This is a genomic window from Microbacterium sp. B35-04 (genome assembly GCF_010634885.1).
Lineage (GTDB): Bacteria > Actinomycetota > Actinomycetes > Actinomycetales > Microbacteriaceae > Microbacterium.
In genome coordinates this window covers 1-23,528 of the sequence record NZ_MWLP01000057.1, presented here as the reverse complement: position 1 = coordinate 23,528, position 23,528 = coordinate 1, and the positions used below count along the sequence as shown (strand labels likewise).

The 23,528-nt window shown below is 69.3% G+C and carries 16 protein-coding genes; 4 read left to right on the top strand and 12 right to left on the bottom strand.

The genetic code is table 11. The features are described 5' to 3' along the window. Nucleotides 1-95 precede the first annotated feature (95 nt). From B1729_RS13530 to B1729_RS13515, 4 genes are all read right to left on the bottom strand, one after another. Nucleotides 96-1,007 (bottom strand): bile acid:sodium symporter family protein, encoded by a 912-nt coding sequence (locus B1729_RS13530; RefSeq protein WP_163618364.1) that lies wholly within the window; start codon nt 1,005-1,007, stop codon nt 96-98. Between the two features lie 139 nt (nt 1,008-1,146). Then, nucleotides 1,147-2,094, bottom strand: a complete 948-nt coding sequence (locus B1729_RS13525) for a sugar ABC transporter permease (RefSeq protein WP_163618363.1) — start codon at nt 2,092-2,094, stop codon at nt 1,147-1,149. 1 nt (nt 2,095) lies between these two features. Beyond that, nucleotides 2,096-3,715 carry an ABC transporter permease subunit gene (locus B1729_RS13520; RefSeq protein ID WP_163633221.1) on the bottom strand — a complete coding sequence of 540 codons (1,620 nt, stop codon included), beginning with the start codon at nt 3,713-3,715 and terminating at the stop codon, nt 2,096-2,098. A gap of 95 nt (nt 3,716-3,810) precedes the next feature. Beyond that, nucleotides 3,811-5,040: an extracellular solute-binding protein gene (locus tag B1729_RS13515; RefSeq protein WP_163633219.1), complete on the bottom strand. Its 1,230-nt coding sequence runs from the start codon at nt 5,038-5,040 to the stop codon at nt 3,811-3,813. 277 nt (nt 5,041-5,317) lie between these two features. Here B1729_RS13515 and B1729_RS13510 point away from each other — a divergent pair, with 277 nt between their 5' ends. Beyond that, nucleotides 5,318-5,806: a YajQ family cyclic di-GMP-binding protein gene (locus tag B1729_RS13510; protein ID WP_163618360.1), complete on the top strand. Its 489-nt coding sequence runs from the start codon at nt 5,318-5,320 to the stop codon at nt 5,804-5,806. Between the two features lie 155 nt (nt 5,807-5,961). Next, complete coding sequence (locus B1729_RS13505) at nt 5,962-6,456, top strand: chemotaxis protein CheY (protein WP_239539640.1); 495 nt, start codon at nt 5,962-5,964, stop codon at nt 6,454-6,456. Here the strand turns inward: B1729_RS13505 and B1729_RS13500 are convergent. The 5 genes from B1729_RS13500 to B1729_RS13480 form a co-directional block, all read right to left on the bottom strand. Then, complete coding sequence (locus tag B1729_RS13500; protein ID WP_163633216.1) at nt 6,410-7,714, bottom strand: M1 family metallopeptidase; 1,305 nt, start codon at nt 7,712-7,714, stop codon at nt 6,410-6,412. The genes B1729_RS13505 and B1729_RS13500 overlap by 47 nt on opposite strands. After that, nucleotides 7,711-11,658 carry a Pls/PosA family non-ribosomal peptide synthetase gene (locus B1729_RS13495; protein ID WP_163633214.1) on the bottom strand — a complete coding sequence of 1,316 codons (3,948 nt, stop codon included), beginning with the start codon at nt 11,656-11,658 and terminating at the stop codon, nt 7,711-7,713. The genes B1729_RS13500 and B1729_RS13495 overlap by 4 nt, the downstream gene beginning before the upstream one ends. Nucleotides 11,659-11,668: 10 nt before the next feature. Beyond that, on the bottom strand, nt 11,669-12,517 hold the full coding sequence (locus tag B1729_RS13490) for a hypothetical protein (RefSeq protein ID WP_163633212.1): 849 nt from the start codon (nt 12,515-12,517) through the stop codon (nt 11,669-11,671). Nucleotides 12,518-12,573: 56 nt separating this feature from the next. Continuing rightward, on the bottom strand, nt 12,574-13,791 hold the full coding sequence (locus B1729_RS13485) for a HupE/UreJ family protein (protein WP_239525948.1): 1,218 nt from the start codon (nt 13,789-13,791) through the stop codon (nt 12,574-12,576). A 153-nt stretch (nt 13,792-13,944) separates the two neighbouring features. Further along, nucleotides 13,945-18,000 (bottom strand): metallophosphoesterase, encoded by a 4,056-nt coding sequence (locus B1729_RS13480; protein WP_163633210.1) that lies wholly within the window; start codon nt 17,998-18,000, stop codon nt 13,945-13,947. 239 nt (nt 18,001-18,239) lie between these two features. On the opposite strand from B1729_RS13480, the gene B1729_RS13475 reads away from it, so the two are divergent. Further along, complete coding sequence (locus tag B1729_RS13475; RefSeq protein WP_163618354.1) at nt 18,240-18,995, top strand: alpha/beta hydrolase; 756 nt, start codon at nt 18,240-18,242, stop codon at nt 18,993-18,995. Between the two features lie 42 nt (nt 18,996-19,037). Further along, on the top strand, nt 19,038-19,538 hold the full coding sequence (locus tag B1729_RS13470) for a hypothetical protein (RefSeq protein WP_163618353.1): 501 nt from the start codon (nt 19,038-19,040) through the stop codon (nt 19,536-19,538). A gap of 214 nt (nt 19,539-19,752) precedes the next feature. Here the strand turns inward: B1729_RS13470 and B1729_RS13465 are convergent, their stop codons facing one another. The 3 genes from B1729_RS13465 to B1729_RS13455 all read right to left on the bottom strand — a co-directional run bounded on the left by B1729_RS13465 (nt 19,753) and on the right by B1729_RS13455 (nt 23,431). Continuing rightward, nucleotides 19,753-20,817, bottom strand: a complete 1,065-nt coding sequence (locus B1729_RS13465; RefSeq protein ID WP_163618352.1) for an alpha/beta hydrolase — start codon at nt 20,815-20,817, stop codon at nt 19,753-19,755. Nucleotides 20,818-20,924: 107 nt separating this feature from the next. After that, nucleotides 20,925-22,298: an FAD-dependent oxidoreductase gene (locus B1729_RS13460; protein WP_163618351.1), complete on the bottom strand. Its 1,374-nt coding sequence runs from the start codon at nt 22,296-22,298 to the stop codon at nt 20,925-20,927. Nucleotides 22,299-22,375: 77 nt separating this feature from the next. Then, nucleotides 22,376-23,431, bottom strand: a complete 1,056-nt coding sequence (locus tag B1729_RS13455) for a polyprenyl synthetase family protein (RefSeq protein WP_163618350.1) — start codon at nt 23,429-23,431, stop codon at nt 22,376-22,378. Nucleotides 23,432-23,528 lie beyond the last annotated feature (97 nt).

Genomic DNA, 23,528 nt, shown 5'->3' with positions numbered 1-23,528 from the left:
CCGGAGCGGTGAGCGACGCCGCCCGGCGCGAGGCCCGGCCTCCGCCACCCCGTGTGTGCGCGCAGGGGTGGCGGAGGCATCCGTCCGTCTTGCGGTCAGGCGGATGCGGCCGGGGCTGCGGTGTCGTCGACCGGGTCGGACGCGGTGTCGTCGGCTGCCCCGGAGCGGCCGCGGATGAGGAACCCGAACCCGAACGCGATGAAGAACATCAGCACGCCGTACACCGCTGCCGGCAGCGACAGCTCGACCGAGCCGAGCACCGTCTGCGCGATGACGATCGCGAGGGTGGCATTGTGGATGCCGATCTCGAACGACGATGCGATCGACTGCCGCTTGCCCACCCTCACCAGCCGCGGGGCGAAGTAGCCGACCGTGAGGCTGATGAGGCAGAAGACGATGGTGATCAGCGACAGCCGCCCGAAGTTCTCGAGCAGCAGCGCCCAGTTCTGCGCGACGGCACCGACGATCACGACGACGAGGATGATGACCGAGGCGATCCGCACCGGCTTGTCCATGGCCTTGGCGAAGCGCGGCCAGAAGCGGCGCACGATCATGCCGAGTGCGACCGGCAGCAGCACGATCGCGAAGACCTCGACGGTCTTCGCCCATTGCAGCCCCAGCTGATCGTCGAACGGGTTGAAGTAGAGGATCGCGAGGTTGGTGATGAGCGGGAGCGTGAACACGGCGATCACCGAGTTCACCGCGGTGAGCGAGATGTTCAGGGCCACGTCGCCGCGGAACAGGTGGCTGTAGAGGTTGGCGGTGGTGCCGCCGGGCGACGCCGCGAGCATCATCATGCCTACCGCGAGGATCGGCGGCAGCTGGAACGCCAGCACGAGCCCGAAGCAGATCAGGGGCAGCAGGATCAGCTGGCACAGCAGCGCGACGATCACCGCCTTCGGCTGCTTGAGGACGCGGGCGAAATCGCCGGGGGTGAGGCTCAGGCCGAGGCCGAGCATGATGATGCCGAGGGCTACGGGCAGCCCGATGGTGGTCAACGCTGACATGGGACTCAGTGTGCAGGATCCTGCGACTCCGTGTCACCGGCTGTCCACAGCCCGGGCGCGGCGGGCCTCGTGCACGCAGGCGCTTCAGAACGGCAGAGCGGATGCCGCGGCATCCGCTCTCTGCCGGATCGTGGCCGACTCAGCCCTTCGTGGCGCCGGCGGTCAGTCCGCCCACGATGTACTTCTGCAGGAGCAGGAACACCACGACCACCGGGATGGCAGCCATGACGGCACCCGCCGAGAACGCCGACCAGTCGGCGTAGCGGGGGTTGGAGACGAGCTTCGTCAGCCCGACGACCAGGGTCTGCTTCTCAGGGTCGATCAGCATGACGCTCGCGATGACGTACTCGTTGACGATGCCGATGAACGACAGCAGACCCACCACCGCGAGGATCGGCGCCACCAGTCGGAGGATGATCGTGAAGAAGATGCGCGCATGGCCGGCGCCGTCGATCTTCGCCGCCTCGTCGAGCTCCTTGGGGATCGTGTTGAAGAACCCGTACATGAGGTATGTGTTGACGCCCAGCGCCCCGCCGAGATAGATGAGGATCAGGCCGCTGATCGTGTTCAGGCCGATCGCCGGGAACCAGTCGCCGATGGCGCTCATCATGAGGAAGATCGCCACCACGGCGAGCAGCTGCGGGAACATCTGCACCACCACGATCGTGATGAGACCCACGCGGCGGCCCGCGAAGCGCATGCGCGAGAAGGCGTACGCGGCGAGCGCCCCGATGAACACCATCACGAAGCCGGTGACCGTGGCCACGACGATCGTGTTGAGGAACCACATCGGGTACGGGATCTGCGGATCGGTGAGGATGCGCACGTAGCTGTCGATGCCGATGGCGGAGAACAGCTGGTTCGAGCCCGTCAGGGTGCCCTGCGGGTTCAGCGACGCCGACAGCACGTACAGCAGCGGGAAGATGGCGAAGATCGAGACCACGATCGCGACCACATGGCGCCACCCCGTATCGGCGAACCATCTGCCGAACGAACGGCGGCGCTTGGGCGGCTCGTACTCCGTCGCCGCCGCAGTCGTGCTCTGCGCGACGGTCTGGTCATTGTGTGACAGTCGGACCTCGGTCATGTCAGTTCAACTCCTCGAGGGCCTTGGTCTTGCGGAAGCTGACGATCGAGATCAGGGCGACCACGATGAAGATGAGGATCGTGAAGGCGGATGCGAGGCCGTAGTCGCGGTTCTCGCCGGTGAACGCCACCTTGTAGACCATCGAGATCAGGATGTCGGTGTGCCCGACGCGGATCGCGGTGTCCTCCATGCGCGGACCGCCCCCGGTCAGCATGTAGATCAGGTTGAAGTTGTTGAAGTTGAACGCGAACGACGCGATCAGGAGCGGCGTCACCGTCACGAGCAGCAGCGGAAGCTTGATGCGGCGGAAGATCTGCCACGGGTTCGCGCCGTCCATCACGCCGGCCTCGTTGACCTCCTCCGGAATGCCCTGCAGCGCGCCCATGCACACCAGGAACATGTAGGGGAAGCCGAGCCACAGATTCACCAGGAGCACCGAGACCTTGGCGAGCCACGGGTCGGTGAGCCACGGGATCTCGGCCCCGCCCAGGAGCACCTGGTTGATGAACCCGAAGCTCTCGTTCATCATGCCCGCCCAGACGAGCGCCCCCAGGAAGGCGGGGAACGCATACGGCAGGATCAGCATGATCCGGTAGGTGTTCTTGAAGCGCATGCCCTTGTGGTTGAACACCAGCGCGAGCAGAAGTCCGAGGAAGAAGGTGGAGGCCACCGACACCGCGGCGAAGACGAAGGTCCACGCGGTCACGGAAAGGAGCGGGCCGCGGATCGAGGCATCCGTCACCGCTTTGACGAAGTTCTCGAAGCCGACGAAGACCTGCCAGCCCGGAAGCAGCTCCTCCCCCTCGTCCGAGACGAACGCGCCCTCACCGTCGTCGGTGTAGACGGTGCCCGTGGTGGTGTCGGTCATCGTGCCGGCCGCGGCGTCGTACTCGAGGGTCGAGACGTACAGGTAGCCCTTCTGGCCGTCCTGCGTGCGGATCGCGCCGTCGTTCGGGTCGTCGCTGTACGGCACGGCGAGCGCCTCGATGTCGTTGCTGCGCGAGAGCACGTCGGCGAACATGAGCGTCGTCCAGCCGTCGACGGCGACGGCCTTGCCGCCCTCCATCGTGGCGTCGTCGACCGGTTCCAGCGGCTGCAGGTTGGTGCCCAGCGAGACGTCGCCGTCGGTCGGGTCGGTCACGAGCAGCCCCAGTTCGCCGACACGCTCGACCACGGTGACGTCGAACGTCGGCGAGTCCTCGACGCGCACGAGCGAGGACCGCATGAGCGAGGCGACGGCCTGGTCCTTGCTGCCGTTGTGGCCCGTGCCGTAGTTGGTGAAGCCGATGTAGCCCGTGTAGACGAGCGTGAAGATCTGGAAGACGATGAGCAGGAGGATGCCCGGCGTCAGGTACTTGGCGGGGATCTGCTTGCGCGAGAAGTAGATCCAGTTCACGAGGATCGTCACGGCGGCGACGAGGGCGAGAACGAGCCACTCGTTGTGCAGGAACAGCACGAACACCGCGAACACGGCCACGGCGTCGACGATCGCGAGCAGCGCGATCTTGAAGATCAGCCAGCGCAGGCGACCGCCGGCGGCATCGGCCATGCGGGCGGCGCTGCGCTGCCGTGGGCTCGGAGGCGCCGTCTCTTCGGACGCCGTCGTGAGGGTGTCGGTCATGCTTCGTCCTCGTCGTGGGTGGAGCCATGACCAGGGCGGGTGCGCGAGCACCCACCCCGGTCACCGTTGCGGTCCGTGGGACCGCGAGGGAGTGCTTACTGGATGGCGGTGGTCACGTCATCGACGAGCTTCTGCCACGTCGCGGTGGGGTCCGCGCCGTTGATGATCGCAGCCTCGGCCACGCCCCAGAACTCCCAGACCGCGCCCATCTGCGGGATGGCCGGCATCGGGACGGCCTCGGCGCCGACGGCCTGGAAGCCGGCGACGATCGGGTCGGAGGCGGCCGCGTCGGCAGCCGCGGTGAGGGCGGGCAGCACGTTGCCGGCCTCGAACAGCGACAGCTGGACGTCCTCGGTGCCGATGTAGTTGACGAGGAAGTCGTTCGCGGCGACCTTGTTGTCGGACTCCGAGCTCACGAAGAAGCCCTTGACACCGGCGAACGGCTGCGCCGGGGCGTCGGTCGGGCTGGGGATGACGTCGATCGCGACGTTGATGCCGCCGTCGACCGCCGCGCCGACGTTCCACGGGCCGGTCAGCCAGAAGGCCGCCTCACCGGCGAGGAACTTGTCCTTCGCGATCTGTCCGTCGATGTCGGTGTTGAACGCACCGGCGGCACCCTGTGCGCCGAGCCACGTGGCGAACTCGAAGCCGCCCTCGTTGCCCATCTGCAGGTCGGTCGGGTCGTAGTTGCCCTCGGCGTCGGTGCCGAACACCGGAGCGCCGAACGCCGTCTGGTACGGGTACAGGTGGTACGGGTTGCCCTCGACGCCCTGCTCCACGACGAACGGCGTGGCCAGGCCCGCCGCGGTGCCCTTGGCGATCATGTCGTCGAAGCTCGCCGCTGCCTCGGGGATGAGGTCGGCGTTGCGGAGCACCGCGATGTTCTCGACCGCGTACGGGAGCATGTAGGTCGTGCCCTCGTAGGTCGACGCCTGCAGTGCGACGGGAGCGTAGTCGGCAGCGGTGTCGCCGAGCTCGATCGGGGCGACGACGCCGTTCGACGAGAGCTCGCCGAGCCAGTCGTGTGCACCCATGACGACGTCGGGTCCACGGCCGGTGGGTGCCTGCTGGATGAAGTCGTTCTTGATGTTGTCGACGTCCTTGCCGACGAGGTCGACCTCGACACCGGTCTTCTCGGTGTAGGCCTCTGCGGCGTCCTTCAGCGCGTCGACGCGCTCGGTGTCGACCCAGACCGTCAGTTCGGTCGACGCGTCGCCGCCCTCATCGCTGTCGGCGGGGGTTCCGCTGCCGGCGCAGCCGGCGAGGACGATGGATGCGACGGCCAGGCCGCCGAGAGCGAGCCAGCTCTTCTTGTTCACCTTCATCGGTGCAGTGCCTCTCTGGAGTACTGAGTGAGTTCGGCCGCATTGCCGATCGCGACAGTGCGGCTGTGACTCGTGCTGCGAAATGCAAGCGCTTACATTCTTACCCGGCGTTGCGAAATCTGGCAACACGGGCTCCGTATCGATATCCCGCCGTGATAAAGCGCGCGGATTTGGAATCGCTTGCAGGCGCTTTCCCATGTCACGCCGGCTCTGGCTCGCCGGGGGCACCGCCACGACACCGGGGGCGCGACATCCGCTCGGCCACTAAACTTCCCGCATGGCAGATTCCTCGTTCGACATCGTCAGCAAGGTCGACCACCAGGAGGCGGAGAACGCCCTCAACCAGGCGCGCAAAGAGATCGAGCAGCGCTACGACTTCAAGGGCACCGGCGCCTCGGTCGAGTGGAGCGGCGAGTCCGTGCTCATCAAGGCGAGCACGGAGGAGCGCGCGAAGGCCGTGCTCGACGTGTTCCAGTCGAAGCTCATCAAGCGCGGCATCTCTCTGAAGAGCCTTGAGTCCGGCGAGCCCTTCGCCAGCGGCAAGGAGTACCGGATCGTCTCGACGATCAAGGACGGCATCTCGTCGGAGAACGCGAAGAAGATCTCGAAGATCATCCGCGATGAGGGCCCCAAGGGCGTCAAGTCGCAGATCCAGGGCGACGAGCTGCGCGTGCAGTCCAAGTCCCGCGACGACCTGCAGGAGGTGCAGCGCCTGCTGAAGGCCGCCGATCTCGAGGTCGACCTGCAGTTCATCAACTACCGGTAGCGCGTGCCGAAACGGGCGGTGGAAACTCCGTGAGGGTGAGCAGTCCTCGCGCCGTATCGGAGTCTGGGCGTATCGAGCGTGCACTCGCGACCACACCTCCCACGCGGCTGCAGCTTGCCTGGCGGGTCGTGCCGGACGGCGCTGCACGACGCGACGTGGCATGGGATCTTCTGCGCGAGATGCTCGCGCCCGGCGCCGAGTTGTCGAATCCCTGCGCGCGCTGCGGCGGACCCCATGGTCCCGTTCGGACGACGGATGCCTCGGCTCGACCCGCCGTCGCCTACGCGAGCGGCGTGGCCGTCGCGGCGGTCGCCTTTCGGGGTACTGGCACGTTCGCGATCGACGTCGAAGCCGAGACCGACCCGGTGCGCGACGCCGCAGGTCTGAACGGAGTCCTCGGCGCTCGATCAGGCGTGCGATTGCGGGATTGGGTGCGGGTGGAGGCGGCCCTCAAGGCCGACGGGCGGGGCCTTCGCGTCGACCCGGGCACGGTCGCAATCGCACCAGTGGGCGGCCGCGCCTGGCAGGCGGTCGTACCGGATGGCCCCGTGATCACGGGATGGGACATCGACGGCCCGCCGGGCCTCGTCATCAGTGTCGCGCTCAGCGAGGCATCGGAGGCAGCTCGGGTCGATCCAGCCAGGCCGTGAGCAGCGCGTCGATGTCCGCCCCTGCGAGCCGGACGGCCAGAGTACGGAAGTCCGCGGTCGTCACCGACCTGCCGGCGCCCGCGCTCGCCCACTCGCGCACAAGTGCGGCGAACCCGCTCTCCCCCATGCGACGTCGCAGCGCATAGAGGGTCAGCGCGCCACGCTTGTACACGCGATCGTCGAACATCAGCCCGGGACCGGGATCCGAGAGCACCAGATCCTGATCGAGCGCGGCAAGCCGGGCGTGATGCCTTGCCGCCTTCTCGTGGACGGTCTGGCGGCCGGATGCCTCGGACCACATCCACTCGGCGTAACAGGCGAACCCCTCGTTGAGCCAGATGTCCTGCCAGCGCGCGACACCCACGCTGTTGCCGAACCACTGGTGCGCCAATTCGTGCGCGACGAGGCGCTCCGATGCCGGGTCGAGATGGTTGGCGCCGAAGACCGCCATCCCCTGCGCCTCGAGCGGTATCTCGAGCTCGTCGGGAGTGACCACAATGGTGCAGGCGTCCTGCGGGTAGGGACCGAACGCGGACTCGAACAGCTCGATCATGCGAGTGACCGGAGCGAACGCCGTCGCCACCTCGCTGCCCAGGGCGGGCGGGTGGACGACCGTCACCGGGAACCCGGCAGAACCGGCAGAACCGGGCAGAGTGGTGGAGACGTAGCGTCCGATGTGCAGCGCGACGAGATACGTGGCCGTCGGCACGTCGGAACGGAAGGTGCGGGCTTCGAACTGACCGCGTCGCGCCGACCCGATGAGGGCCCCGGTGGCGACCGCGGTGTAGCCGGCATCCGTCGCAACAGTGACCGAGTAGCGGGCGCGATCGTCTGGGCGGTCGTTGCAAGGGAACCACGTCGGTGCGCCGGTGGGCTGAGCGGCCACGAGGGCACCGTCCTCGAGCTCCTCGAAGCCGATGGTGCCCCAGCGTGTCCGCCGTGGAGCAGGGGCGCCGGCGTAGGTCACCTCGATGGAGAACCGCTCCCCCGGCTCCATCCGCCGGGGAAGCACCACCCGCACCTTCCGCGGCCCTTGAGCGTAGGCCGTGCGCCGGTCGCCATCCACGCGCACCCGCGACGCGCGGAGTCCGATGAGATCCAACGCGACCGACGACGTCGGAACGGCAGCGACCGCGTTGACGACAACGCGACCCTCGAGGCGGTTGGTGCGCACACGATAGGAGAGGTCGAGGTCGTAGGACTCGACGTCGAAGGTGGGATCGCCGCTCTGCGGTGCGTACGAGTCGTGAGCCCTCACGATGTCGACTGGTAGGCGCGGACCTTGACCGCGCGCCACGGGCCGATCGGGTTGCCGCTCCAGCGCGAGCCGACGGGCACGGTCTCGCCGCGCATCACCAGCGACGCGGGGCCGACCGTCGCGTGGGCGCCGAGCGTAGCCCCCGGCAGGATGACACTGTGCGGACCGAGCGTCGCACCAGCCTCCAGTTCCACCGTGTCCATGCTCATGATTCGATCATGGAACAGGTGGGTCTGCACAACGCAGCCGCGATTGACGGCCGCGCCGTCCCCCAGAGTGACAAGGTCGGGCTCGGGAAGCCAATAGCTCTCGCACCACACGCCACGGCCGATCCGCGATCCGAGTGACCGCAGCCACACGGCCAGCGCCGGCGTTCCCGCAGCCGCGCGCGCGAACCAGGGGGCGGCGACCATCTCGGTGAAGGTGTCCGATACCTCGGTGCGCCAGACGAAGCTCGACCACAGCGGCTGCTCGCCCGCGCGGATCGTGCCCACGATGAGCCACTTCGCCGCAGTCGACAGTCCTGCGGCCACCGCACCGGCGGCCAGCATCACGATGCCGGAGACGAGGAGCGTCCACACCGGGCCCACGGTCTCCCACAGAGCGGCGAGGCCGAACAGGACACCGAGGCCGATGGCGCACGTGACGACGACAGGCACGAAGCGGCCGAGTTCCCAGAGCGTGCGCGCGATCCGGAGACCGACGGTCGGTCGGTACGTGCGGCTCTCGTCGCCCTCGGCCGACAGCCGACGCAGCCGCACGGCCGGCGATCCGAGCCAGGACGAACCCGGTTTCGCCTTCAGCGGCGCGGACGACAGGACGGCGACGAGCCCGTCGCGGGGCACGCGGTGGCCAGGCGCCGCCATCCCGGAGTTTCCGAGGAACGCGCGCTTGCCGATGCGGACCGGTCCGAGCCGCATCCAGCCCCCGCGCAGCTCGTACGAGCCGACCATCGTGTCATCGGCGAGGAACGCGCCGTCGTCGATGCGCGTCATCGACGGGATGAGCAGGACGGTGGATGCCTCGACCTCGCGACCGACCCGCGCACCGAGAAGCCGCAGCCAAACCGGGGTGAAGAGGCTCGAGTACAGCGGGAAGAGCACCGTGCGCGACGAGTCGAGCAGTCGTTCGATGCTCCACGCCTGCCATCCGATCCGGCTGCGCACGGGGTGGGTGCCCTCCTGCAGCCCGATCGACAGCACGCGCACCGCGAGCACGACGGATACCGCGAAGACGATGCCCACTGCAAGGACGGCGGGCACGAGCCACGCCAGGGCCCCGAGAAATGCGGCGCCGAGGGTGTCGGCATCCCGGATCCCCTGCGCGATGACCAGCCCGCCGACGGCGAACGACGCGATCGGCAGCAGGGCCAAAGCGACGGACGAGACCGCGTACGCCCAGAGCCAGCGGGTCGGCGCCGGAGCCCGCTCCGCGGGCCACCCGGACTCGACGCCGCCGACGCGCTCTGCGGGAGATCCGGCCCATGACTGGTCTGCACGCACCCGGCCGAACACGGCCGAACCGGGCGCGATGTCGGCGCGCTGGCCAACCCTGGTGCCCGGAGCCAGCGTGCTGCGGGCCCCGATCGTCGCGTCGGCGCCGATGCGCACTTCTCCTACGCGGAGGACGTCCCCGTCGATCCACGTGCCGGTGAGATCGACCTCAGGCTCGACCGCGGCGCCGTCGCCCAGTTCGAGCATTCCCGTGATGGGAGGCAGCGTGTGCATGTCCACGCCGCGCCCGATCTTCGCCCCGAGTGCCCGCGCGTAGTAGGTGACCCACGGTGCGCCGGCGAGGCCGACCGCATCGATCTGGTCCGCGATCTGCTCGGCCAGCCAGAGGCGCATGTGCACACTGCCGCCACGGGGGTAGTCGCCGGGGCGCAGCCCTGCCAGGAGCAGTCGAGCCGCAACGACAGCGATGCCCATGCGACCGAAGGGTGTCGCGAACACGGCCAGCCCGATCAGCAGCACCCACCAGGGAGTGCTCGGCAGCGCTTCGAAGCCTGGTGCGAGCTGCAGCAGCGCACTGGCCGTGAGCAGGTAGAGCAACCAGCGGATGCCGGTGATGATGAACAGCGGCACGCCGAGGAGCGTCTGCACCCACTGTGTGGTGCGCGGCGTCGGCACGGGTCGGTGGAACGTCGCCGGTCCGTCATCCTCCAGCGGCCCGAGCGCCTTGGCCATCGAGCTCAGGCGCGGCACGTCGTAGATGTCGGCGACGGAGAATTCAGGCACGCGCACGCGGATCCGTGAGACGAGCTGGGCGGCTGCCAGTGAGCCGCCACCGAGGTCGAAGAAGTCGGCCGACCGGCCGGGCACCGGCACGCCGAGCACGGTCTGCCATTGCTCCGCCAGCCAGGCCTCGGCGGGAGACAGTCCCGCCGGCGGCGCCTCGACGCCGGGCAGCGGCCATGGGAGCGCCGCCCGGTCGACCTTGCCGGATGTCCGAACCGGCAGCTCGTCGACGACCGCCAGCAGCGGCACGATCGCCGCCGGCAGGCGCTCGGCCAGCAGAGCACGTGCGTGCGCCCGATCGAAGTCCTCTGTCTCGTCCGCGACGAGATAGCCGACGAGCACGGGAACTCCGGCATCGGTCGATCGCACGGCAGCGGCTGCCGCCGTGACCCCGGGGAGGTCCTGCAGCGCGGATTCGACCTCGCCCAGCTCGATGCGGCGCCCGCCGACCTTCACCTGATCGTCGGCCCGACCCATGAAGACGAGCCCCGCGGGCTCGTAACGGACCAAGTCGCCTGAGCGGTAGGCGCGCTCCCAGCCGAGGGTCGGCATCGGCGCGTACTTCTCGGCATCCTTCGCGGGATCGAGGTAGCGGGCCAAACCGACGCCGCCGATGATCAGCTCGCCGATGTCGCCCTCGGCGACACGCCGTCCCTCCGCGTCGACGACCGCGAGCGCCCAGCCGTCCAGCGGAAGCCCGATGCGGACGGGTCCGGAGTCGAGCGGCGCCGCGCAGGCGACCACGGTCGCCTCGGTGGGACCATACGTGTTCCACACCTCGCGGCCGTCGGCGGCCAGACGGGCGGCGAGTTCCGGAGGGCAGGCTTCACCGCCGAAGATCAGCAGCCTCACGTTCTCGATGGAGTCCTCCGGCCACATCGCCGCCAGAGTCGGAACCGTCGAGACCACCGTGATGCCCTGCCGGATGAGCCAGGGCGCGAGATCCTCGCCGGAGCGGACGAGTGCGCGAGGCGCCGGCACCAGGCACGCGCCGTGTCGCCAGGCGAGCCACATCTCTTCACACGACGCGTCGAACGCGACCGAAAGTCCGGCAAGCACGCGGTCGCGGGGCCCGAGTGGTGCGCCTTGCAGGAACAGTCGCGCCTCGGCGTCGACGAAGGCGGCCGCCGAGCGGTGGGTGACGGCCACTCCCTTCGGCACACCAGTGGAGCCGGACGTGAAGATGATCCACGCGTCGTCCGTCACATCCGGCGGTGGAACCGTGACGACCCCATGGGTGCTGGGATGCGGTGCATCACCCGTGAAAAGCCGAGCGGATGCCGCCAGCTCGGCTTCGTCCTCGGCCTGCGCCTCGGCAGAGGTGTAGCCGTCGTCGGTGATGACTCCGCGGACCCCGGCCTCGCCGAAGACGAGGCGCGCGCGCTCGTCCGGATCGTCCACGTCCACCGGAACGTACGCCGCACCCGCGGCGAGCACGGCGAGGATGGCGATGTACAGCTCCTTCGAGCCGGACGGGACGCGGACGCCGACTCGGTCGCCCCGCCGTAGGCCGGCTTCGTGGAGTTGCGCGGCGGTGCGCCCGACACGGGCCATCAGATCTCGGTAGCTCAGCGACCCTGACCCGTCGTCGAGGGCGGATGCTTCGGGATACCGGGCCGTCGTCTCGCGCAGGATGTCGAGAAGTGTCCGGCTCGGGGTCGCCACCCCTGACCTGTCGAGTTCGAGCTGCTCTGGCCGCTCCCCCACCGACTGCACCTCAGGACAGGAGCGCGACGAGCTGCGCCTTGCTCAGGCGTGAGTATCCCGTCTTGCCGGCCGACCGGGCGCGGTCCCGCAGCGCGGCGACCGTGAGAGATGAGAGGTCAGATGCGCTGTTTTCACCCGCGGTGGAAGCGGCGCGCGACGACTTCGCACGCGGTGCGGCGGGAGCGCTGTCGGGGGTTGATGACGCGGTGGGGGCCTTCCGGCGGGACGCGGATCGTGCGGGTGCATTGGTCGCGGGCGTCTTGCCCACGGGCGTCCTGCGGGCAGGCGCCTTGCGCGCGGGCGTCTTGGTCGTCGTCTCAGCCGTGGGCGGTGCCGGTTCGGTCGCGGCGGGCGCCGCCGCGCCGGATGCCGGACTCGACTCCGCCGCGTCCGTCTCGGCTGGACCTGCGAGCTCGCTCTCGAGAGCCAGCTCCGCCGCCGCGGCTTCACGGTCCGCGCGGTCAGCCGCCTTCGCAGCCTTCGCGGCCTCCTTCTTGGCTGCCTTCGCTTGCGCCGTGCGCTGCTGCGCCTCGGCGGTCACCCGCTCGGCTTCGGCCGCGGCGCGCTCGGCTTCGGCCCGCAGACGGGCCTTCTTCTCGGCCTTGGTGACAGCCTGGGCCGTCGCCTTGACGAGCTTGTCGGCCGCTCGCGTGGCGCGCTTGGCAACCTTGCCGGGCGACTTCCGAAGCGCCTTCTTCGAGACATCAGCGGCGTCCCTGGCGTCCTCGGATAGCTCGCGGAGCTTCTTGGCGGTCTTGCTCGGCAGAGCCTTGGCCGCCTTCTTCGCCTGCTTCGCCGCCGCGGCGGCGTCTTCCATCGCGTCCAGCGCCTGGCGTTGTGCCTTCGTCGTCTTGGCCATAGCCGCACCTTAGCGCGGGCGGGTTACGGATGCCTCGGCCACCGCCGCGTTCCGGTCTACCCGATCCCGAGCAGCCGCTGCACAAACCACACCAGCCCCATCAGCGTCACACCGGCGGCGATGACGACTCCGACGACCAGACCCGTTCTCGGGGCCGCCTTGCGGATCGCCAGCAGGATCGGGAAGGTCACCACGATGATCGCCACCTGCACAGCCTCGATCCCCAGATTGAAGACGAGCAGCGCGCCGAGCAGCGACCACGACGACGGCTCGTGGATGCCGAGGGCGCCGGCGAAGCCGACCCCGTGGAGCAGCCCGAACCCGAAGACCACGGCGAATCGTGCCAGCTGAGTGCGGTCGAACGCGGCGTCGGTCGCAGGTGCGTGGAGCTGAGCCGGCTCCCGGCGCTGACGCCACACCCGCCACAGGTACCAGCAGCCGACCACCGCGATCGACAGCGCGATGAGCGGCTCCACGAGCGCGGCAGGCAACGACACGACTCCCAGCGCGGCGAGGATGAATGTCACCGAGTGCGCGACGGTGAAGGCGGTCGCCGCCAGGACGATGTCACGCAGCCGGCGGGAGCCGACGATGAGGGCGAGGAGGAAGAGGATGTGGTCGATGCCGAACAGCAGGTGCTCGGATCCGAGCACGAAGAACCGCCCGAGTCGTTCGAGCAGTGTCTGCTCCGTGCTGAACGCCGGCTCCTGGCGCGTCAGTGTCGCGCTGCCCGAAGTGTGATCCACCACGTAGTCGACGATCGTGACCGTCCCCCGGACGAACCCCTCCTCGTCGGGGAAGAGCGCGCTGCGAAGTTCATGCGCGGCAGCCGGCTCGCACCTGTAGTCGAGCGTGAGCACGGCGTACGGCACGTCGTGCCGCTCGGTGACACTGAGCGCGCCGGCGCGCTCGGGCACGCACGGCACGTCGTCTGCCGTGAGCTCGAGACGTTCGGTCACGTAGTCGACGATCGCCCCGGCATGCGCGTTGAGCGCGTCAGCCTCCTCGCCGGTGCCGAAGACGTCCATGCCGTCCTCGAAGAACTCGGGCGCGTCCTCGGTGTCGGCCACCGACAGCACCAGGAGGTCGTATTCCAGCCCGATCTCCGCGCGGACAACCCCCGGCTCCGGTGCTGTCGCGTCCACGTACACGGTCGTGGTGAAGCCGTGGCCATGCGCAGCGGCAGGGGCGAGGAGGACGGATGCCGCGGCGACGGCGACCGCGATCGCAATGGGGACCGAGGCGAGCCGATGGCGGTGTAGCAGCGCGGTCAAGCGGACTCCTTCACAGACAGGGCGATGCTCGTTCATGCAGATGAACGGCGTGGGATCGCCGGAAGAACAGCCTCGGAACCCCCCACGGGTGGCGCGGAGGAGGGCCCGTCCCCCGCGGTGCAGCGGGGAACGGGCCCTCTCGAGGTCCTCCGACTAGTCGGACGAGGGAGGCGTCTGCTCCACCGTCGGCGAGGGCTCTGCGGCGGGAGTCGTCGCCGGGCTGGGCGTCGGCGGCGTCGGCGTCGGAACCGGTGTCGGCGTCGCGTACGGGGCCAGCTCAGGCGTGACCTGCCTCTCAGCCGTCGCCTTGTCCCCGGTCACGAACACGCTCGGCAGCGACGGCGTCTCGCCGCCGCCGGCCGACCTGGCCACGACGAACCACGCGTAGGCGGTGTTCTTCTTCAGGCCCGTCCACTTCACCGAAGCCACCTCACCCGAGGCGGCGGTCGTCTCGCCGATGACCGCGATCGGGTTGTACAGCGCGAGCGAGTCCGTGCGGAAGCTCGTCGTACGCGAGGTGAGATCGACCGGCAGCACCATGTTGTCGGCCTCCGGCAGGTACCGCAGCGCCGGGTCGTACTCGTCGGCGCCGAACTCCCCGAGGAACGGCGAGTACGTGTCGACGAGCATCTCGGACCGGTCCACGTCGAACTGCAGCAGACGCAGGAAGCTGGCGCCGAACCGCAGCTTGTCGGTGGGCGCGTACCCGCCGATTCCGGTCAGGCCCAGCTGCTCGGCCGAGACGGTGAACGCCTGGTAGTCCGCGAGCAGCTCGACGACCCCGTGGCCGACCTGGCCGACCTCGGGCTTGACGTTCGTGCCCAGGCCGTGGATGTGCCCCGCGAGGATGAGGAACACGTTGGGGTTGGGCTCGACGATCTTCTTGTACAGCAGGGCGCCGTCGGGAGCCGCGTAGCCGGAGTTGCGTCCGTCGGTCTGAGCGCTCGCAGCGAGGTAGTCGTGCGACAGCAGGATGCCGTTGCGATCCGGGTAGCGGGCGAAGATCTCCGACGCCCACGCGGTCTCCTCGTTGGTGACGCCGTAGGAGAGGCCGACCGCGACGAAGTCGAGGCCGCCGGCCGAGAACAGGGTGTAGTTGTTCTGGTTGTCGCCCTCGCGCCACGGCCCGCCGTACTCGGCGTCCATCCATGCGTCGTCCGCCGCCTCGTAACGGTCGGGGCCGAAGTACTGGTTGTACATGGCCTCGGGCCCGTTCTCGGTGCCGGAACGGTTGTCGTGGTTCCCCGCGATCACCTGATTGGTGACCCCGGCGTCGTCGAGGATCGCCTGCTGGCGCGATGACACCTCGAACTCGCCGATCACCTGCTGCATCATCGCCTCGTCCGCGGGTGTGCGGATGTTGTTCTCGATGATGTCGCCGGTGTGTGCGACGTACTCGATCTTGCGGGTCTCGGCGTTGTCGGCGATCCAGCGGGTGGTGTCGCCGTACGCCTTCTCCCAGATCGCGCGCTCGGCCGCAGTCTCCTGCTCGACGGCCCCCTCCGACAGATACTGCGTGTCGGTGAAGTGGGCGATCGAGAAGTCGTACGACGCCGGGTCGGCGAAGCCCTCGTCGCCGGGGTCGATCTCATCGGCGAAGGGATCCTCGCCGGTGATCATGACGTGCACCTGCTGGCCGTCGAGGTAGCGGTCGTCGACGAGCGAGGTGAGCACCGTGTTGCCCTCGAGGGCGCCTCGCGAGCTCGCGAGGACGTCCCACGCCGCCGCCTGGAGGTTCCAGGCGCGCAGCGCCACGACGCGGGTCGGGTCGATGACCCCCTCCCAGCGCAGCACCGGATCGGCGACCTGTCCCTTGAGCTGCACGTCGAACCGCTGGTAGGTCACGTCACGGCCTACGGGCGAGTCCAGTGTGAGGCCGTCACCGGGAGCAAGCGACTTCGTCGAGCCGATGTTCGACTCGCCGGCAACCGCGAGGGTGGTCGGCACGTCCGTCGACGTGCCCTGCCATCCCTGGTTGGGCGTGAGGATCTCGGCCTGCGAGAACGTCGCCGTGACGTCGCCGCCGTCGGGCTCGCCGACGGTCGCGCCGAGCGTCACCGACCCCGAGACTCCGCCCGTGCCGGTCGTCGGCGTGAGGTCCGTCGGCACGTCGGGGATGCCCGCCGAGGAGAACGCGACCTCGCGCTGCGCCGAGTTGCCGAGCGAGTCGGTCGCCGTCACGGCGATCGTGTGCTCACCGGCCGAAAGGCCCGGTCCGACGAGGTCGCCGAGGGCGACGGGGGCGCCGTCGAGTGTGAGCTCGGGCGTTCCCATGAGACCGGACGCGTCCTCGAGCTCCACGTCGAGCGCCACGGACGAGGTGATCGTCGCTCCGACGGCGGGAGTGCTCGACGAGATCACCGGAGCGGTGTTGTCGGTCAGCAGCTGGCGCGTCGCGCTCTCACCCGTGGTCGATGTGGCGGCGATCGTATGGGCACCGTCCGTGAGGGCGGCGGTGTCGATCTCTGCGCGCAGGCCTTGAGGCGAGGCATCCGTCACCAGGAAGTGGACGTCGATCTCGGCGAACGAGTTGACGTTCGAACCGCAGGTGCCGTCTCCCATCGCGTACGACGGCTTCAGGCGCTGACCCGTCGCGGTGCCGGCGGCGGGGGTGAGCGCGAGGTTGGAGATCGTGAAGTCATCGCGGTTGCAGCCGGTCCCGATGGTGCCGGTCACGACGTCGATCGTGTTCCAACCGGGCAGCAGCCAGTCGTTCGGGATGACGATGTCGACCCGTTCGCCCACGTAGACGCCGCCGAGCAGCTGAGGGATGCCGTTGACGTAGAGCATGTTGGCGAACACGTCGTCGATCGAGTTGGTCCCGACGTCGAAGCTGAACGTCGCCTCGCCGGAACCGAGGGTCGGCAGGGTCGAGACGGCGGGAGCGTCGACCGTCCAGGTCGTGTCTGCCCGGGCGAGGGCGGTCGTCGAGGAGCCGCAGCTGCCGTCGCCCATCGAATACGACGCAGCGACATCCTGACCGGTCGCCGTGCCCCCGCTGACCTGCAGTGCGAGCTCGGTGATGGTGAAGTCGTCGAGGTTCGCGCCGCAGCTCGAGCTCACGTCGCCGGCGACGATGGCGACCGCGTTCTCACCGGGAACGAGGTAGCGGTTGGGAACCGGCACCTCGACCCGCTGACTGACCCAGTCGCCGAGGATGTCGACCTTGTGCCCGTTGACGAGCAGGTGGTTCTGGTAGCGGTGCTCGATCGAGTTCGAGCCCACCGTGAACGCGAAGATCGACGAACCCGCCCCGAGCGAGACCGTCGCAGGAGCCGGGGCGCCGTCGACCGTGAGGGCGCTCACGCCGCCGTCGCCGCTGGCTGGGAGCGATGCCGACACCGTCTGGACGCCGCGGGTCAGGGTGCCGTCTTCCGGCGAGACCTGCGGCGCGCCGACCGGCGCGTTGTTGACCGAGACGGCGTGCGCGACGGTGCCGCCGGCGGCGCTCGTCGCGACGATCTCGTGCTGTCCATTGGCCAGCGCGGTCGTGTCGACCTCGGCCGTCAGGCCGGTCGAGGCGAGTGGGTCACCGAGCACGAAGAAGGACAGCTCCGCGTGGGTGATGTCGCCTGTCTGCGTGCCGCAGTCCCCGTCGCCGAAGTTGAGAGTGAACGGGTTGTCCTCACCGTCGGCGACCTCGCCGAGCAGTTCGAGGCTGACGTCCGTGACGACGAAGTCGTCGTAGTTCACGCCGCACGCCGCATCGGCGGTGCCGGCGAAGATCTCGATGGTGTTCTCGCCTGTGACGAGCCAGTCGTTCGGGACCGGGATGTCGACCCTCTCGGACACCCACGTGCGGTCCTGGTCGATGCGGTGCCCGTTCACGACGAGATAGTTGGCGTACGACAGAGCGGCCGAGTTGCTGCCGACGTCGAACAGCAGGTGCGACTGGCCAGGCGTCGACGTCGCAGTCAGCTCCTGGCCGTCGATCGTGAGGGACGTCACGGGATCGCCTGCGGTGGTGGGGTCGGAGGCGACGGTCACCGTTCCCTCGAGCCAGGCGCCGTCCGCCGGCGTCAGCGTCGGTGCGACGGGCGGCGCCTCAGGGGCCGGCTTCGCCGGGGCGAGCGGCGCGGCGGATGCCGCGGGTGCCGCCAGTGCGGTGACGAGCAGCGCGGCCGCGATGCCCGCAGCCGTCACCCCCGCCTTGGTCCAGTGCGTGCGTTGCGCCCCGCTGGGGTCGGGGCGTCTCGAACTCGGCCGCATGCGCGCGCCGTCCTTTCCTCTGGAGTGGAGGGCGCGCGACTGCCGGTGGGGATTCGGGGTGCACGCCCGCTGGACACGCTGGCCCTGCCGGGTGAACACCGGGCAAGCGGGAAGCGACGAAGAGGCGGCGGAAATGAGGCTTGTCAACGGCTGCCGGGCCCGCGCACGCACGCCGTAGCATGACCGGATGGCGTCGGCTGAGCACGAGTGGCACGCGGTCCCCGCGGAGCGAGACGCCCATGCCTGACCGGGTGCAACCGGCCGAGCGCCGGGTAGATGTCGGTGACCTCGTGTTCCGGGTGCTGTCGTCCGTTGCACCGGAGAGCGGTGAGCCCGCGATCGTGCTCGTGCACGGCATCGGCGTGTCTCACCGCTACCTCTCACGGCTGCACGACGAGCTGGCAGCGCGTCGCACCGTGTTCTCGATCGATCTCCCGGGTTTCGGCGGACTGCCGAAGCCCCGCCGCGACCTGGACGTGCCTGAAATGGCACACGCGCTCGGGCGCGTCGTGGCAGGACTCGACGTCGGACCGGTCGTGCTCCTCGGCCACTCGATGGGAAGCCAATGGGTCGTCGAGGCGGCCCTCCAGCGTCCCGACCTCGTCAGGACGGTGGTGGCGATGGGTCCGGTCGCCGACGAGCGCTATCGGACCATGATCGGCCAGACGCGCGCGCTCGCGGTCGACACCCTGGGCGAGCCTCCGTCGGTGAACGTGATCGTGTTCACCGACTACCTGCGCTGCGGGATCCCCTGGTATCTGGCGCAGCTGCGGCAGATGCTCGCCTACCGGCTGGAAGATCGCGTCCCCGACCTCGCCGTGCCCCTCCTCATCATCCGGGGCGGCGCAGACCCGATCGCCGGGCTCGAATGGTGCCGGCGACTGCGCCGGAGTGCCTCGGCGGCCAAGCTCGTACTCATCCCGCGACACCACCATGTCGCACAGCACTCCTCACCGAAGGCCGTCGCCTCGGCGATCCTCACGCTCGCCTCGTGATGGCGGGAGAACGTCTCGGCCCCGCCGCCCTACACTCGGGCCATGCGCTTTCTCCGGGCCGTGCTGTCAGCCGTCGTCGCGACGGTTCCCGTGCTGGTCATCCTGCTCGTCCCGACGTTCGTGCGCGGCGACATCGACGACACCGCATTCACCGGGGTCGGCGGCACCCTTCTCAACGGCCTCTTCATCGCGGCGATCATCCTGATCCCCACGGTGAACGGGTGGCTCGACCCGGAGGTGCCTGCGTGGACGGCCGCGACGGCGATGGCCGCGACCGCCCGCGTGTGGCGCAGCCGGATCTGGTTCGCGCTCCTCGCGGTGCTCGCCCTGCTGGCGATCTTCGCCGCGGGCCAGACCGCGGCCTACCTCCTCAGCCAGAGCTCGCCGGCGGTCGTCGACGGCGAGCTCGACTACAGCCGGTTCCTGGCGCAGGAGCTCGTCGTCTACCTCGCCGGCTATGTGCTCTCGCTCACGACGTACGTGCTGCTCATCCGCGTGCTCGCGCGCGGCACCGAGATGCCGAAGACCTCGAAGCGGCGGTAGTCGAAGAGACGGTAAAAGGCCCCGGATGCTGGGGACACCCGGGGCCTGACGTCGCCTGCTCTCGCTACCAACCCCCCGGTCAGCGGCGCTGGACGACGGTTCGGGAAGGATTCTTGGGGAGGGCCTTCCCTGAGATGCTGGGGACATCTCCCTTAAAGGGTAACCCGGCCGGCAAGTATGTGCTGTCCCCTCTTCGGGGGACATTTCGCGTCCGTCAGTCCGGTACGGCGTAGCCCGTCACCCAGCGGTCGAGAGCATCGTACGCCCGCTCGCGCGCTTCGTCACGCGACAGGAAGACGTCGTGGATCGCCCCGGGGATGCGCGAGATCGTCACGAGCTCGCCGAGCTTCGTCGCCGCGCGGGCGATGTCGTCGACGACCAGCACGGAGTCCGTCGACGTCATCGACTCGCGCCACGAGAGCGGCGCCGTCGAGGCCTTCGAGAGCAGCACCATGGTGGGACAGCCGACGTCGACGCCCGCCGCGACGCGGCGGTGCCCTGCCATCACGGCGGACAGCCAGCCGGGTGCCGTCGGAAAACCCCGGTCAGGCCGCCACAGCGCGCGATGATCGCCATGCGGGAGCGTGCCGATCTCATCCTGCGCACGCGTGTAGAAGCCGAAGTCGACGGCCGGCTGCGTTCCCCGCGGATCGATCCGGGCCCGCATGTCGACCAGCGGTGCGAGCGCCTGGCGGCCCAGCGGACCGAGCTGCAGCTCGAGCCACGGGCTGTTGAGCACGAGGGCGTCGGCGAGACCTGGATGACGGTCGGCCCAGAGGGTGAGCGTGAGGCCGCCGGTCGAATGTCCCATGAGCACGAGCCGGCGGCCGCGGCGCCGCTCGGGCCTGTCCGGTTCGCGCGACTGCACGTGCGTGCGCTGCGCCACCGCGGTCTCCGCGGCGGGCACATGGTGTCCCATCGCCCGCAGTGCGGCGCCGATGTCGGCGTCGTAGTCGTCGAGCGAGTCGATGTAGCCGGGAGACTGGCCGTCGCGGAGGCTCCGACCGTAGCGGCGCAGGTCGAGCGCATAGAACCGTGCGCCGCGTCGCGTCCAGAAATCTGCCAGTTCGCGCTGGAAGAAGTAGTCCGACCAGCCGTGCACATACAGCACGTCGACGTCCCGCAGCGGCGCGAACGCGGTCGCCAGCGGATTCGGGATGCTGCGCACCAGCGTGGCCACGAGCGCCCCGTGCTCCCCGGTCACGCCGAGCGGCAGCGTCAGCTGCTCGAACGGCTTCCCGAGGATGTCGGGGACCCACGCCGCAGTCGTCCCGGCCATGGCCTCAGCCTAGGGGGCGACGCGCTTCGAGGGTCTCCCGCAGCTCCGTCCGGCTGGCAGCGTGCGGAAATCTACCCTTGCGCGATTCCAGACTCGGGCGGGCTCGCTCACTCGCCGCGCGAGATCGTCACCATCTCGTGGCGCGGGACGACCTTGACGCGCGCACGCTCGTGCGGCGCGCCGAGCGCGACCTCGTGCTCGTCGAGGCGGTGCCAGCCCTCCAGGTCGGTCCAAGCCACACCGCGCGAGGCGAGCAACTCAGGGATGGACGCCTCCGAGGGGTCGGCCGGCTGCCACCACGTGCCCTGATCGTTGATCAGATGGCGGATGGTCTCCATCGCGTCGGACTTGGTGTGGCCGATGAGGCCCACGGGTCCGCGCTTGATCCAGCCGGTGGCGTACACGCCATTGACGCGCTGGTTCGAGTCCTTGCTCAGCACCTGGCCCTCGCGGTTCGGGATGACCCCGTGCCGCTTGTCGAACGGCACGCCGGGCAGCGGCGAGCCGAAGTAGCCGACGGCCCGGTACAGCGCCTGGATCTGCACCTCGCGCATCTCACCGGTGCCGACGACGCCGCCCTCGCCGTCGGGGCGCGTGCGCTCGTAGACGAGGGCGCACACGCGGCCCTCAGCATCCTTCTTCACCTCCACGGGCTTGGCGTAGAAGTGCAGGTGCAGGCGGCGAGACGCCGTGCCGCCGGCGTTGTTGACCGAGTCGCGCTTGCGCCACGACTGCAGCACACGATCGATCACCATGACCTGCTTGTTGCTCGCGATGGCGGCGTGCGCCGCGTCGTCGTAGTCGAAGTCCTCGTCGTAGACGACCATGTCGACGTCGCGCAGCTCGCCGAGTTCGCGGAGCTCCAGCGGCGTGAACTTCACGTTCGCGGGCCCGCGGCGACCGAAGACGTGCACGTCCGTGACGTTCGACGCTGCGAGCCCCTCGTAGACGTTGTCGGGGATCTCGGTGGGCAGCAGGTCCTCGGCGTGCTTGGCCAGCATGCGCGACACGTCGAGGGCGACGTTGCCGTTGCCCAGGACCGCGACGGATGCCGCATCCAGCGGCCAGTCGCGCGGCACATCGGGGTGCCCGTCGAACCAGCTCACGAAGTCGGCGGCGCCGTACGAGCCGGCGGCATCGATGCCGGGGATGTCGAGGTCGGTGTCGCGGATGGCGCCGGTGGCGAAGATCACCGCGTGGTAGTGGTGCTTGAGGTCGTCGAGGGTGATGTCCTCACCGAAGCGCACGTTGCCGAAGATGCGGATGTCCCCGCGGTCGAGCACCTCGCGCAGGGCCGTGATGATGCCCTTGATGCGCGGGTGGTCGGGGGCGACGCCGTAGCGGACGAGGCCGTATGGGGCGGGCAGCTGCTCGAACAGGTCGATCGACACGTCGAACCTGCGCTCGGCCTTCAGCAGGATGTCGGCGGCGTAGATGCCTGCCGGTCCTGCACCGACGATCGCCAGCCGAAGCTTGGTCATGATGGTCCTTTCGGGAACTCGGCTCGTCGCACTCCCCGGTCGTTGAGCGAGCGAAGCGAGACGAAACGCGGGAACGTCTAACTGGAGCGGTCGGCGACGGCCTGAGCGAATCGGGTCAGGGCTTCGCGCACGGCGCCGTTCGGGAGGGGTGCGAGCGCCTCGATCGCCTGGCTCGACCACGCGTGGGCGAGGTCGAGGGTGGCCTCGGTCGCCTCGTGATCGCGCAGCCGCGCGAGCGGCTCGTCGAGGATCGAGGGATCGGCGCCGTCGGCGATGCGGGCGACGCCGTCGTCGATCCGGGCGCGCAGCTCGACGGATGCCGCATCCTTCCGCTCTCCGAGCACGAGGTAGGGCATGGTCGGCACGCCGGCACGCAGATCGGTGCCGGGCACCTTGCCGGTCTCGTCGGGGTCGGCGGACAGGTCGATCACGTCGTCGAGCAGCTGGAATGCCACCCCGGCCTTCTCGCCGAAGGTCACCATCGGCGCCTCGAACTCTTCCGGCCCGTTCGAGAAGATCACGCCCGACTGCGCCGCGGCGGCGATCAGCGAGCCGGTCTTGTCGGAGAGCACCTGCAGGTAGAACTCGACGCGGTCGTCGGTCTCGGACGGACCGACCGTCTCGTGCATCTGCCCGAGCACCAGACGCTCGAACGTGTCGGCCTGCAGCCGGATGGCACGGTCGCCGTGTCGGGCCATGATCTGGCTCGCGCGGGAGAACAGCAGATCGCCGGTGAGGATGGCGACGTTGTTGCCCCACACCGCATGGGCACTGGGCACTCCGCGACGCTTGTCGGCGGCATCCATCACGTCGTCGTGGTACAGGGAGCCGAGGTGGGTCATCTCGAGAGCCGTGGCGGCCTGGATGACCTCGTCGGTCGCACCGTCGCCGAGCTGGGCGGTCAGCAGCGCCAGCATCGGACGAACGCGCTTGCCGCCTGCGTCGTACAGGTAGCGGCTGGTGGCGTCGGCGAGGGTGTCTGCCACCCGCAGCTCGCGCTCGAGCGCGCTGTCGACGCGCTTCAGGCCTGCCTCGACGGTCTTGAGCAGAGTGCGCGATCGCGCTCCGGCGAAGATGCGGTCGGTCAGGCCCAGCTTGCCCGCGATATGGGAGCCCGGCGCTGTCGGTGTCACACGCCCAGCCTACCTGGGGGCGCGTTTCGTCCCGGTCCTCGCATGTTCCCCGGTCGCCGAGCGAGCGAGGAACGCGGTCGTTGAGCGAGCTTGCGAG

Bases quoted from the DNA above. Each gene is read 5' to 3' on its own strand.
- B1729_RS13530 (WP_163618364.1), bottom strand. From the start codon at position 1,007: ATGTCAGCGTTGACCACCATCGGGCTGCCCGTAGCCCTCGGCATCATC.
- B1729_RS13525 (WP_163618363.1), bottom strand. From the start codon at position 2,094: ATGACCGAGGTCCGACTGTCACACAATGACCAGACCGTCGCGCAGAGC.
- B1729_RS13520 (WP_163633221.1), bottom strand. From the start codon at position 3,715: ATGACCGACACCCTCACGACGGCGTCCGAAGAGACGGCGCCTCCGAGC.
- B1729_RS13515 (WP_163633219.1), bottom strand. From the start codon at position 5,040: ATGAAGGTGAACAAGAAGAGCTGGCTCGCTCTCGGCGGCCTGGCCGTC.
- B1729_RS13510 (WP_163618360.1), top strand. From the start codon at position 5,318: ATGGCAGATTCCTCGTTCGACATCGTCAGCAAGGTCGACCACCAGGAG.
- B1729_RS13490 (WP_163633212.1), bottom strand. From the start codon at position 12,517: ATGGCCAAGACGACGAAGGCACAACGCCAGGCGCTGGACGCGATGGAA.
- B1729_RS13480 (WP_163633210.1), bottom strand. From the start codon at position 18,000: ATGCGGCCGAGTTCGAGACGCCCCGACCCCAGCGGGGCGCAACGCACG.
- B1729_RS13475 (WP_163618354.1), top strand. From the start codon at position 18,240: ATGCCTGACCGGGTGCAACCGGCCGAGCGCCGGGTAGATGTCGGTGAC.
- B1729_RS13470 (WP_163618353.1), top strand. From the start codon at position 19,038: ATGCGCTTTCTCCGGGCCGTGCTGTCAGCCGTCGTCGCGACGGTTCCC.
- B1729_RS13465 (WP_163618352.1), bottom strand. From the start codon at position 20,817: ATGGCCGGGACGACTGCGGCGTGGGTCCCCGACATCCTCGGGAAGCCG.
- B1729_RS13460 (WP_163618351.1), bottom strand. From the start codon at position 22,298: ATGACCAAGCTTCGGCTGGCGATCGTCGGTGCAGGACCGGCAGGCATC.